Raw genomic sequence first — 13,044 nt, 5'->3', positions numbered from 1 at the left:
TTGTTTCATAATCTAAATCCAGAATCCTTGCGCCGCAGGTCAAAAGTACTCGTAACACTTTATCATGCATTGCTCAGCTTGATAAAGCGCTCGAGCTGTGCCTTTGCAAGGCCTGTGTCGATGACCTTCTCTGCCAGCTTCACACCGTCAGCCATGCTGTCTGCCTTGCCGGCCACATAGAGGGCTGCTGCCGCATTCAAAAGTACCGCGTTACGCTTGGGTCCTTTTTCCCCATTTAAGATAGCTCTGGTGATCTCTGCGTTCTCCTGGGGAGTGCCGCCTACCAGGTCCTCCTTCGTGCATCTTACCAGTCCAAAATCTTCCGGTGTGATCACATAATTTTTGAAGGTGCCGTTGTCGATCTCACTGACTGCGGTAGGCGCACTGGCGGAGATCTCGTCCAGTCTGTCCTGTCCATAGACTACCATGCCACGTTTTACACCCAGATTGGACAATACCTTTGCCATAGAGGGCAGCAGGCTTTCATCGTACGCACCCATGATCTGATATACCGGTCCTGCGGGGTTTGCCAGAGGTCCTAAAATATTGAAAATTGTACGGATGCCAAGTTCCTTGCGGATGGGGCCCACATATTTCATGGCAGTGTGATATTTCTGTGCAAAGAGGAAGCAGATGCCGATCTCTTCTAACAGCTTCCTGCTCTGCTCCGGCTCTATGGTGATATTCACCCCCAGCGCTTCCAGACAGTCTGCCGCACCGGATTTGGAGCTGGCTGCACGGTTGCCGTGCTTGGCTACCGGTACACCCGCTGCTGAGATCACGATGGATGCCGTGGTGGAGATATTGAAGGAATTGGAGCCGTCACCGCCGGTTCCCACGATTTCCAGCGCTTCTACATCTGCGCCCAGCTTTCTGCCGAATTTCCGCATCTCTTCTGCGGAGCCGGTGATCTCTTCAATGGTCTCACCCTTCTGGCTTAACGCCGTTAAGTAAGCGCCTTTTAAAATATCGCTGGCTTCCCCGCTCATGATCTCATCCATAACGGTTTTTGCCATATCGTATCCGATGTTCTCATTTTTTACCAGCTTAGCTACTGCTTCCTTGATCATATTTCTGCCTTCTCCCTTCCGTGTCTGTAAAAAATTAACGATGATCTGTCGTCCGTCCGGTGTCAGTACGGATTCCGGATGGAATTGTACTCCGTAGATCTGTTTTTCCGTCTGTTCTACTGCCATGACTTCGCCATCTTCGGTAACTGCGGTAACTTTCAATTCTGCGGGAATCGTCTGCGGATCCGCTACCAGTGAATGGTATCTTGCCACAGTGATAACCTTTTTCATTCCCCGGAACAACACGCTGTCTGTATCCAAGGTTGCCAATGACTGTTTCCCATGCATTAGGTGGGATGCGTAGGTAACGGTAGCCCCCGCCACTTCGCAGATTGCCTGATGTCCGAGACAGATTCCCAAAATAGGGATCCTGCCCCCAAGTTCCCGGATCACATTTTCACAGACACCTGCTTTGTCCGGTCTGCCGGGTCCCGGCGATAATATGATGTGGGAGGGATTCATGGCACGGATCTCATCCACGCTGCATTCATCATTGCGGATCACCCGGATATCCGGGTTCACACTTCCCACCAGCTGGTATACGTTGTAGGAAAAGCTGTCGTAATTATCGATCAGTAATATCATGCTTCCATTCCCTCCTGCGCTTTCTGTAGTGCCTGTCTTACAGCTGCTGCCTTCTGAATGCATTCCCTGTATTCCTTCTCCGGTACACTGTCCGCCACAATACCGGCACCGGATCTTACGAATACTTTTCCGTTCTTGGAAAAAGCAAGTCTTATAGCGATACAGGTATCCAGGTTTCCGGTAAAGGAGATATAGCCAATGGCTCCTCCATAGATGCCTCTCTTATTGTCTTCCAGTTCGTTGATGATCTCACAGGCCCGAAGCTTCGGTGCTCCCGACAGGGTTCCTGCGGGAAGGATGGCATCCACCGCATCCAGTGCGTCCGCATCTTCCCTGATCACGCCCCTCACTGTAGAACCGATGTGCATCACGTGAGAGTAACGCTCGATGGACATATACTTTTCCACTTCCACGGTGCCGATCCGGCTGATCTTGCCGATATCGTTTCGTCCCAGATCCACTAACATATTGTGTTCGGAGCGTTCCTTCTCATCTGCTAAAAGCTCTGCCTCCAGCGCCTTGTCCGCTTCCTCGGTAGCTCCTCTGGGTCTCGTTCCGGCTAAAGGGAAGGTATGTAATACGCCGTCCTCTAACTTTACTAATGTCTCCGGGCTGGCTCCCACGATCTCACCATCACTTCCAGAGAAATAGAACATGTACGGAGAAGGATTTGTTGTGCGGAGTACCCGGTAAGCATCTAAGAGGCTTCCTTCCATCTCCGCCTCCAGGCGATTGGATAATACCACCTGGAAGATATCTCCCTCTCTGATGTAATGCTTGGCTTTCTCCACCATGTTGCAATAGGCTGCTTCGTTGAACAGTGGTTGAAAATCCGTCCGGAGCTTACAGGGAATATGCTCTGCCTTTTCTCCATTCAGCAAGAGTTCCTTCATGTTGTTCAGTTCCCGCTCCGCTCTATGATAATTGATCTCCAGATCATCGGTCTTGATATTCAGGATCAGGATCAGCTTCTGTCTGTAATTGTCAAAAGCGATGACTTTGTGGAACAGCATCAGGTTCACATCCTGGAAGCCTTCCTCGTCCTTCGCATCCAGCCGTAGGGTCGGTTCGCTGTATTTGATATAGTCATAGGAAAAATATCCTACCAGACCTCCGGTAAAGGAAGGCAGCCCCGGAAGCTTGGGACTTTTATTCTCTTCCATGACGTTGCGGATGATCCCTCTGACATCTCCGGAATCTGTCCGGCTGGTCAGTTCCGATTTTATTGTGGTCTTACCGTTATAGCAGGTGATCTCCAACAGAGGATCGTAGCCTAAGAAGGAATATCGTCCCCATCGTTTATCCGCCTCCGCACTTTCCAGCAGATAGACATGCCCGCTGACTTTTTTTAAGATGCGTAGCACTTCGATGGGTGTGGTCATATCTGCATACAGCTCTGTGCTGATGGGAATTACGCCGTAGCTGCCTTCCGCTGCGATGATTTTACATTCTTCCAATGTGGGGGTGATCTTCATTCCGGTACTCCTCCTTAAAATTATTTCTTTCCACACCTTTTCAGCGCCTCCATTCGTAAAATCGCCTCTTTGAGGCTTCCTTTTACTCATTGAGGCTATCTCGCCATAGGCTCTGAAAAGGTTACAAAAAAACCGCCCATGACAGAATCTGCTTCTGTCAAGGACGGGTCATATACATTTCCCGCGGTGCCACCTTGCTTCACAATTGCTTATGCTCTTACAGGATACCAACATATCCCCGGCAACTGACGTATGCCCTCACGTCGCAGAATACTTGAGATCTTAAAATTCTGTGTGTCCTCTTTGACTGCGCCCTCCGTGGTCCATTTAACAACCTGCGTTCCAACCTTTCTCAGCATCCGGTCTCTCTGTAAGTGCACGAACTGTTTTTATCTCCACATCAATGGTTTCTTACCGCTGTATTTAATTTTTATTTATATTACTGCTTTAGTGTGGTAACGTCAAGTAGTGATTTTAATCTTTTTTCAAAAAAATCTTTGCGTATTTTATTTTTCTATCTTCCTACTTTGAGGAAAAGCTCACGAATTCCTTCATAGTAACCAATGGTCACCGTGGTACTGTCTTCCTCCTCCCCCGGGAAAGTATACTTGGCAAAATACGGTGTCGTCTCCAACAGCGGATTTTGATCCTCATATTTTTCAAGACCGGTTAGTTCCAGATATTCCGCATACCGGCCAATCATGGCATCCGTATTGATGTCTTCCCATTGCAGTCCGGTCCGGACATAGAATTCATAAATTTTGCCGGTATCCGCATCCAGATAAATATCCAGAAAACGGTTACTCTTATCCGCATTCCTTACGTCCGTAGACAGGCTGATTTTCCATACAGAGAGATTATTTCTCGGCTCCAAAACATCGATAGCAGAGCAGATCACCGCTTCGTAAGAGTCTTCCGAAACTTCCTTTACTTCGTCGGGAAGAATTCCCTGCTCCTTCAGGATCTGAATCTCTCTGTTACATGCCTCATATACCGCTTCCTCCTGAATCTGTCCCTCTCCCGGTTGCTGGCGATTCTCTACAAACGCATAGGTACCCGTCATTTCTCCGTAGTTTCCTGCCTCACTGTCCACTCTGGTCAAAAAACGCAGTTCACTCTCCGGCAGGGTCTGACTGCTCAGACATCTCCCCAAAAGATATAGTTTCTGATTGCTGCTCATGCGGTAACGGTATCCTTCCGCACCTTCCACCGCCTCTGTGGTAATACTGTTTAAGAGTCTCTCATCACTTTTGGCCGCGATCCATTCCGGTCCCCACAGAGCCGCAAGAATGACCACAACTGATACCGCAAAGCCCAAAGAACAGCTCTTCCATCTATTCATCCGACTTCACCCCCTCATCCGGAATCAGAAAGCTCATGCAGCTTCCAAAACCCTGTGTACTCTCGATCTTCAGGCTGCTGTGATGCAGTTCCAGAATAGCGGTGCACAGTGCAAGCCCCAGTCCCGCTCCGTTATGAGCCCTGGATCTGGATTTATCCACCATATAAAAAGCTTCCGTGATCTTATGAAGTTCTTCCTCGGGGATGCCAATTCCTTCATCCCGTACCTGAAAATAATAACCGTTCTCCATGTGCCTTCCTGTGATCTCCACGGTCTGCCCCTCCTCGGAGGCTTTGATGGCATTATCGGTCAGATTGATCAAAACAGTCTTCAACAGGTTCTCCTCGGCATAGAGTTCTCCCTTTTCCCAGCAGATGTCAACCTTCACCCTGCTGTCTTCTGGGTTCTTGGTCTCATCATAGATTTCCTGCAGATACGAGAAAATGCCGGAGACATTTGTGGTCTTACGATCGATCTCCTTACGTCTGGTCACAATGATGTCCAGCAGTCTGAGTGCCATAGTCTCCAGGCGTTTTCCCTCTGTATAAATATAATTGGCACACAAAAAATGCCTCTCATCATCCAATTTCCGGGAACGCAGCATATCCGCATAACCGATAATGGCAGTCAATGGTGTCTTCAGTTCATGGGAAAATGCGGCAATAAAATCTTCTCTGGCTCTGACTTCATTTTCCAAATTCTGAATATTCTGCTCCAGTGCTTCTGCCATATGGTTGAAATCCGCAGTCAGCTGTCCCATTTCATCATTACTGATCTGCTCCGCGCGATAGCTGTATTCTCCCTCCGCCATTTTGCCGGTAGCCTGCGTCAGAAGCCGGATCGGTCGGGTCAGCCAGCAGGCGATCAGCGTCATCACAGCGCCACTGCACAACAGTACGATCACCGTCACCTGACGATACATCCGAAATCCTTCCGTCCTCTCCGTATATACCGCAGTTACATTTTTCATGGTCTCTAACGTCAGCAGACGGTCGGACACATTGATTCTTGTCTGTGTCTGGATATAATAGGAATCCCCCGACTGCACTACCCGGTACACTCTCGTATTTTCTCCGCATTCTTCCCACAGAGAAGTATCCCCGGTAAACCCTTCGCTGACATACAGCACCTTACCGTTCTCATCGCTGATCCGCAGCAATCTGTTGCCGTGCTGTCCACTGTTCTCCAGGTATACTCCGATCTGTTCCACCGTTCCGTCCGGAAGTACATCATATTTGGACGGAATATTTAAAGCTGCCGTCTCAAAAGCGAACCTCAAAATACTACTTTCATCCAGTGCCTGTCTGGTCTCACGCTCCATGGAGGTCTGAAACACATAATTTACAAAAAAATAACCGCTTGCTCCGCATGCCGCTGCCATGATCAGCATGGTGCACAGCAGAATTTTCCAGGAAAATTTCATTCTTTTCTCCTCTTGTCCACTTTCCTACAAGAATTCCTCGTTCTCAGGCAATCTCCAGCCGGTATCCTACCTTATATACCGCTACCAGCTGATTCTCCCATCCCATTTTTTTGCGCAGGCGCTGCACATGCAGCTCCAGAGTCCTGCTGTCCCCGTCATATTCTTCTCCCCATACCTTTTCGTACAGGCTTTCCTTGAATAAGGCAATATTTTTATTCTGAATAAATAACACCAGAAGTCCGTATTCCTTGTTGGTAAGTACCACAGGTACGCCCGCTTTCGTCACCATTCTGGCTTCCATATCCACCACTACATCTCCTGCGGACAGCTGCGCTCCCCGTTTGTGGAATCTGCGCAGTACCACTTCTACCCTTGCCAGCAGTTCCACCACATCAAAGGGCTTCACCAGATAATCCTCCGCCCCCAGACGCAAGCCTTTTACCCGGTCCTTTACATCTCCCTTGGCGGTAATGAAGATCACCGGGATCTTTAAAGGTCTGATATATTCCATAATATCAAAACCGTCCACTCCCGGAAGCATAATATCCAGTAAGATCAGATCAAAGGTTTCCTTCTCGATCAGTTCAATGGCTTTCATGCCATCCTGTACACTTTTGCAAAAATATCCTGCTGCCGACAGATTCAGGTCGATCAGGTCACAGATTGGCTTTTCATCATCCACGATCAATATTTTTATCATTATGTCTGCCACCCCCAATAGGCACGGATCTTCGTCACCAGTGCCTCCAGAGTATCCTCCTCCGTACATTCATAATTTTCTGTAAAATCAGTATCCTTCTCAAATCCGGCCGTCCGTTGGTAATAAATGGTGCACACGGTGTCCACCAGCAATTCCCCGTTTTCTCCTTCATAGCTGTATTTTGCAAACACCACCAGATCCTTCAGGCCGTCACCGTCCAGGTCCTTTCCCTGGATTCCCTTCAGCGCATAGAGATTGTCGTAATCCTCCATGGGTTGAAAACTCCACACAATATTTCCCTGTTCATCGATCAGATAGATCATGAACATGTCATATTCCGCCATCCGGTAGGTGCCCGGAACCACCTTTAATTTTCCCAGCTTTTCAAAATTACGGGTATAAGACTGTTCCTCGATGACATTGAAATTGTGGTTCAGAAGATCTGCCAGTGTCTCCGCCGTATAGAGGAATTCCGTAGAACGCCCGTCTCTTACAAAATTTAAAATACAGGCAGGGTTCTTGTTCATATCAAAGCGGTTGATCTTGTCTGAGATCCGATAATCACGGTAAAAGTTTCCATCGTCCTGGAACAGAACATCTCCTACTTTGTAGGATTCTTCCTGATAATCCCCCCTGTCATTATGGCACTGGACGATCAGGATGATATCCGTATCTCTGTCATTGTCTACATCCTGAAAAGAAACCGAAGCCAGTTTTTTCACCGGCTGCCGCATTTCTCCCGGATAGCAGTAATTTGCTTCCAGCTGGTCCGTCTTGTACAGAATCTGCCCGGAAGCATCTGCGATAAATACCGCCAGTCTGTGGTACCTTGTATCCAGTGCCGCATAGAACCAGACTTCATCCCCGGGTTCCTCTGTCGTATCTATGGCTTCCTCCGGAAGTTTTTGCAACGGCATCGCAAAGATCTGATCCTCCAGCAGGCGGAATCCCTGGTTCTCCAAATCTCCAATCTTTTCTATCCTGTCAAAGCGTTCCCGGTATCGTTCGTACTCCTCCGCCACCAGTTCTCCGTGTTCCCCGGCCGCAGTCACAGAAAAAGAAAAGGCGGAAAGCTGCGCAGATAAAACTACAAAAAGCACAATACTCACTATGCTGAGCATGATTCTTCTCTTCCTGTGTTTCGGCATCTTTCCACCTCCTTTGTATCGTTATTTGATTTGTTGTTTTATTCCATTTTCTTTTACAGATCGTCAATAATAATGTGTCTGGGTTGTCCTGTGATCATGATCGGAGTCAGCTCCGCCTGGATCAAAGGTTCGATATAATTTTTCATATCTTCCGTCACATAATCGCCTGCTTCGTTGATCCAGGAACGAGGCACCTTTTTCTCCAGATTGGCTACTTTGTGTACATCATAGAGATCCGTAGTGCAAATATAGGGATCCTGAGATACTCTCTTTAAGATCACCATCTGACCGGTCTTGCCTTCAAAAGCTGCCTTTACCGCAGTTCCACCTACCTGATAAGCCTCGGTGATATCCACGCGGGAGGTCAGATGTCCGGCACAGCGCTGCAGAGTAGACAGTTCAATAGCTCTGGATTTGCAGCCCAACTTTTCAATGATCAGGTCAGACAAATATTTGCCCGTACCGGATAACTGTACATGGCCGAAAGAATCCGTCTTGTCGGAAGGTGCAGACAATTCGCAGACATATCTTCCGTCTGCCGTCTTGATTCCTTCGGACACTGCAATGACAATGGACTGTTTCTCGCTGACCAGTTTCTTGACCTTTTTCAGAAAATCATCCACATCAAAGGCTACTTCCGGCAGGTAGATCAGATCCGGGCCTTCACAGTCTTCACTCTTGGCCAGTACTGCTGCTCCGGTGAGCCATCCGGCATTTCTTCCCATGATCTCGATGACAGTCACACTCTGCATCTCATAGATCAGGCCGTCACGTACCAGCTCCTTGGTAACGGTAGCAATATATTTTGCCGCACTTCCGTAACCAGGCGTATGATCCGTACCCTCTAAGTCGTTATCAATGGTCTTGGGTACGCCGATAAAACGGATCGGGTTGCCCACTGTCTCTGCATAATCGGAAAGCTTTTTGATGGTATCCATGGAGTCATTGCCGCCGATATAGAAAAATGCCATGATCTCCAGTTCTTCCAGAATTGCAAATATTTTCTCGTAAATAGCTTTATCTTCACTGATCTCCGGCAGCTTATAGCGGCAGGATCCCAGAAAGGAAGCCGGTGTTCTCTTCAAAAGTTCCACATCCATGTCGTTGCGGATCTTTTCCCCCAGATCCACGATCTTTTTCTCCAACAAACCCTGAATGCCATAGCGCATACCGTATATGGTATCCGCTCCCATATCCTTTGCTGTCTTGTAGACACCTGCCAGACTGGCATTGATCACCGCTGTGGGGCCTCCGGACTGTCCTACGATCACATTTTTTTTCATAATTTTTCTCCCTCTGTTGATTCGTTACCATACATCGACGGGGATTTCTCATGCTCGATTTGCATACGTAAAACACCCACCAATCGGATCCTCCGGTTGATGGGTGTTCTCATTCTTAAGGTTCCGTCGAACCTATTTTACCAAACTTACAGTCTCTCTGGCAATAGCAAGTTCCTCATTCGTAGGAATTACCATAACAGTGGTCTTGCTGTCAGGAGTGGAAATAGCGATCTCCTCGCCACGCTTGTGGTTCGCCTCCTCATCGATGGATACTCCCAAGAAGCCCAAATGCTCGCATACCAGGGAACGAACTAAAGGTGCGTTCTCGCCGATACCTGCGGTAAAGCAGATCACATCTACACCGTTCATGGCTGCTACATAAGAGCCGATATATTTTGCCACACGGTAGCAGTAAGTGTTCATGGTACGGATGCAGTGTGCATCGCCGTTGTTGTAACCTGCTTCCAGATCACGGAAATCGGAAGACAGATTGTTGGACAGACCATATACACCGGACTTCTTGTTCAGAACGGTCATGATCTCGTCGATGTTCTTGCCCTCTTTGTGAGCGATGAACTCCATGATGGCAGGATCGATATCACCGGAACGGGTTCCCATGATCAGACCTTCCAGAGGTGTCAGACCCATGGAGGTGTCTACACACTTGCCGTTCTTAACAGCGGATACGCTGGCACCATTGCCCAGGTGGCAAACGATGATCTTCAGATCTTCGTACTTTTTGCCCAGAACCTCAGCAGCCTTCTTGGATACATAAGAGTGGCTGGTTCCGTGGAAGCCGTAACGTCTGATCTTGTATTTCTCATAATACTCGTAAGGCAGACCGTACATATAAGCTTCCTCAGGCATGGTCTGATGGAAAGCGGTGTCAAATACAGCTACCATGGGAGTGGTGGGCATCAGCTTCTTGCATGCATTGATACCGATCAGGTTAGCAGGGTTATGTAAAGGAGCCAGGTCGTTGCATTCCTCGATGGCTTTCATAACTTCATCGGTGATAATGGTGGATGCTGCGAACTTCTCGCCGCCGTGTACGATACGATGTCCTACGGCACCGATCTCATCCAGACTCTTTACCACACCTGTCTTTTCATTGGTCAGAGCTTCCAGTACCAGACGGATAGCTTCGGTATGATCCGGCATGGGAGTTACAGTCTGCTCTTTCTCACCACCATCGGGGGTATAGGTGATCTGGCTTCCTTCGATACCGATTCTCTCACAAAGACCCTTTGCGATGCATTTCTCGGTCTCGGAATCAATGAGCTGGAACTTCAGGGAAGAGCTTCCGCAGTTAATAACTAAAATATTCATGATGAATTCCTTTCTTTCAAATCTGTTACTCTATGGGGTCATGTTACCCGTGCGGGCAATACATGAATACGGTGCGGGACAGATATCCCGCACACGTTTATGTTCGTTACCAGTGATTATACTAACTGTGCCTGTACAGCGGTCAGTGCTACGACACCGACGATATCCTGCCAGGAACATCCTCTGGACAGATCGTTAACAGGCTTTGCGATACCCTGTAACATAGGGCCGTAAGCTTCTGCTCCACCCAGTCTCTGTACCAGCTTGTAACCGATGTTACCAGCATCCAGGTTCGGGAAGATCAGGACATTGGCATGTCCGTTTACAGGGCTTCCGGGAGCCTTAGACTTGGCAACGCTGGGAACCAGAGCTGCATCCAGCTGCAGTTCGCCGTCCAGAGTCAGATGAGGATACTCCTCATGTGCGATACGGGTAGCTTCTACTACTTTGTCAACCAGTGCGTGCTTTGCACTTCCCTTGGTGGAGTGGCTCAGCATGGCGATCACGGGCTTAGGTCCGATCAGAGACTTGAAGCTTCTGGAAGAAGTATCTGCGATAGCAGCCAGTTCTTCGGGAGTAGGATCCTGGTTCAGACCACAGTCAGCGAACAGGAAGGTTCCGTTCTCACCCTGATCCTTGAATACGGTATCCATAACGAAGAATGCGGATACCAGTTTAACGCCGGGTGCAGTCTTCAGGATCTGCAGTGCAGGTCTTAAAGTATCTGCGGTAGAGTGGCATGCACCTGCTACCATACCGTCTGCATCATTAGCCTTAACCATTACGATACCGAAGGTCAGGTAATCATTCAGCAGGATCTCTCTTGCCTTCTCGGGGGTCATTCCCTTTGCTTTTCTGGTTTCATATAATAAATTCACATAGTCATCCAACTTGGGAGTTGTTTTAGGGTTAACTACCTTAACTTTGGACAGGTCAACTTCCAGCCAGCCTGCACCATCCATGATCTTCTCTTCATCACCGATCATAATGATGTCTGCGATGCCCTCTTCCACGATACGGGCAGCAGCCAGTAATGTTCTCTTATCATTAGATTCCGGTAATACAATAGTCTTTTTGTCGAGTCTTGCTCTCTCTTTAATCATGTCAATGTATGACATATCCATTCTCCTTTCCGGCGGGGGATACCCGCTTCCTCCCAAATAACTTCTGTAAAGTTTTGGTTTTATCTTAACAAACCGATGTATTTATATTATACTAAATACATCTGGAGTACACAAGGGCATAATGTTCGCAAAATTGTATATTTTCAGATACAACCACTATTTTTTCAGAATAAAATAAGCTGATAACCATGCATATGTAAACGCTTTCAGTGTATGTTATTTTTTTCACATTCCTTGTCAGGGTTTGTGTTCGTTATAACGTATATTTCTTTTCACGAAAGGAGCCACATTATGAAGGTCAATGGTATTGTCGCAGAGTATAATCCCTTCCATAATGGTCATGCTTACCAGTTACAGCATGCCAAAGAGGCCAATGATGCCAATTATACGATCATTGTCATGAGCGGTAATTTCATGCAGCGGGGTGCTCCTGCCCTCTTAGATAAGTTCACCCGTACAAAAATGGCTCTGGAGAACGGTGCAGATCTGGTGCTGGAACTGCCCACCCGCTATGCTGCCTCCAGTGCGGAATTTTTTGCCAAGGGCTCGGTTGCCTTGTTCGACAAACTGGGAGTGACCACAAATCTGTGCTTTGGCAGTGAGTGCGGCAACATTGAAGTCTTGTCACGGATCGCTGAGATTTTCTATACGGAACCGGAACCTTACGTGGAATCCTTGCGCTGCAATATGCGTAAGGGAATGTCCTTCCCCATCGCCAGGACCTGGGCGTTATTGCAATACGCACCTTCCTTAAGCGATGATAAGGACGTTCTTTCCTCTCCTAATAATATATTGGGAATTGAATATCTCAAAGCTCTGATGTCCAGAAACAGCAAGATCTCACCGTTCACTACCACCAGAGTCGGTGCGGATTATCACGACAAACGTCTCGGCACCAATCAGTGTTCCGCCATTGCTATCCGCCAGTCGGTGGCCGCCGGGCATGATCTATCCTATCTGGCTGCCCAGATGCCGGAAAGTGCCTATGCATTGATGATGGATTTTCTGTCTCACAAAAAGCCTCTGTTTGCCGATGATTTTTCCGCAGCACTGCAATACAAGCTGCTGACGGAATACTCTGTGGGCTACGACAAGTATCAGGATATTTCTTCGGATCTGTCCGACCGGATCCGCAATACCCTGCCTTCCTTCGTAGGTTACACTTCTTTCTGTGATCTGCTCAAGAGTAAGGATATGACCTACACCCGCATCAGCAGATGTCTGCTTCATATTTTGCTGAATATGACCAAGGAAGAATTCGAGACCTGCAAGTCGGAAGACTATATCTCTTACGCCAGAGTGTTGGGTTTCCGCAAGAATGCGACGCCACTGCTTACCGAGATCAAAAAGAACAGTTCCATTCCTCTCGTCACCAGCCTGGCTGACGCCAGACAGACGCTTTCTCCCGAATCTCTGCGGATGCTGGATCTGGATATCCTCCGCAATCAGATCTATCTGGGAAATCTGGCCTTAAAGAACCAGACGGAAATGGTGAATGAATATCGGACGCCGATTGTGATTGTATAAATGGAAAGTTAGTTAAATACATTGGCAAAATCCACGAA

The 13,044-nt window shown here is 48.0% G+C and carries 10 protein-coding genes and 1 pseudogene; 1 reads left to right on the top strand and 10 read right to left on the bottom strand.

Going from position 1 to position 13,044, the window contains the following annotated elements:
* Positions 1–62: 62 nt before the first annotated feature.
* From trpD to pta, 10 genes and pseudogenes are all read right to left on the bottom strand, one after another.
* Positions 63–1,070, bottom strand: coding sequence for an anthranilate phosphoribosyltransferase (gene trpD, locus DW835_RS18735; RefSeq protein WP_347559392.1), 1,008 nt, complete (start codon positions 1,068–1,070; stop codon positions 63–65).
* A gap of 84 nt (positions 1,071–1,154) precedes the next feature.
* Positions 1,155–1,655: pseudogene (locus DW835_RS18730) on the bottom strand (aminodeoxychorismate/anthranilate synthase component II); the annotation flags it as partial.
* The gene (trpE, locus tag DW835_RS14750; protein ID WP_118731361.1) at positions 1,652–3,130 is read right to left on the bottom strand and encodes an anthranilate synthase component I; all 1,479 of its coding nucleotides are present in this window, start codon (positions 3,128–3,130) and stop codon (positions 1,652–1,654) included. The pseudogene DW835_RS18730 and the gene trpE, both read right to left, overlap by 4 nt.
* Before the next feature lie 514 nt (positions 3,131–3,644).
* Complete coding sequence (locus DW835_RS14745; RefSeq protein WP_117467433.1) at positions 3,645–4,472, bottom strand: hypothetical protein; 828 nt, start codon at positions 4,470–4,472, stop codon at positions 3,645–3,647.
* Complete coding sequence (locus DW835_RS14740; RefSeq protein WP_118539982.1) at positions 4,465–5,895, bottom strand: HAMP domain-containing sensor histidine kinase; 1,431 nt, start codon at positions 5,893–5,895, stop codon at positions 4,465–4,467. The genes DW835_RS14745 and DW835_RS14740 overlap by 8 nt, the downstream gene beginning before the upstream one ends.
* A gap of 43 nt (positions 5,896–5,938) precedes the next feature.
* The gene (locus DW835_RS14735; protein WP_118539981.1) at positions 5,939–6,595 is read right to left on the bottom strand and encodes a response regulator transcription factor; all 657 of its coding nucleotides are present in this window, start codon (positions 6,593–6,595) and stop codon (positions 5,939–5,941) included.
* Complete coding sequence (locus DW835_RS14730) at positions 6,595–7,743, bottom strand: VCBS repeat-containing protein (protein WP_243037203.1); 1,149 nt, start codon at positions 7,741–7,743, stop codon at positions 6,595–6,597. Before DW835_RS14730 ends, DW835_RS14735 begins: the two co-directional genes overlap by 1 nt.
* A 53-nt stretch (positions 7,744–7,796) precedes the next feature.
* The gene (locus DW835_RS14725) at positions 7,797–9,026 is read right to left on the bottom strand and encodes a 6-phosphofructokinase (protein ID WP_118731360.1); all 1,230 of its coding nucleotides are present in this window, start codon (positions 9,024–9,026) and stop codon (positions 7,797–7,799) included.
* 132 nt (positions 9,027–9,158) lie between these two features.
* Complete coding sequence (locus tag DW835_RS14720) at positions 9,159–10,355, bottom strand: acetate kinase (RefSeq protein ID WP_117467445.1); 1,197 nt, start codon at positions 10,353–10,355, stop codon at positions 9,159–9,161.
* Between the two features lie 116 nt (positions 10,356–10,471).
* Entirely contained in the window at positions 10,472–11,473 is a 1,002-nt protein-coding gene (gene pta, locus DW835_RS14715; RefSeq protein ID WP_117467447.1) for a phosphate acetyltransferase, read from the bottom strand.
* Positions 11,474–11,770: 297 nt separating this feature from the next.
* Here pta and DW835_RS14710 point away from each other — a divergent pair, with 297 nt between their 5' ends.
* Positions 11,771–13,006 carry a nucleotidyltransferase gene (locus DW835_RS14710; RefSeq protein ID WP_182430326.1) on the top strand — a complete coding sequence of 412 codons (1,236 nt, stop codon included), beginning with the start codon at positions 11,771–11,773 and terminating at the stop codon, positions 13,004–13,006.
* The last annotated feature ends 38 nt before the right edge of the window (positions 13,007–13,044 follow it).

The sequence above is a fragment of the Clostridium sp. AM34-9AC genome (assembly GCF_003480225.1).
Taxonomy (GTDB): domain Bacteria; phylum Bacillota; class Clostridia; order Lachnospirales; family Lachnospiraceae; genus Acetatifactor; species Acetatifactor acetigignens.
The sequence above is the reverse complement of the archived record's forward strand: the minus strand, read 5'-3'. Positions and strand labels throughout refer to the sequence as shown.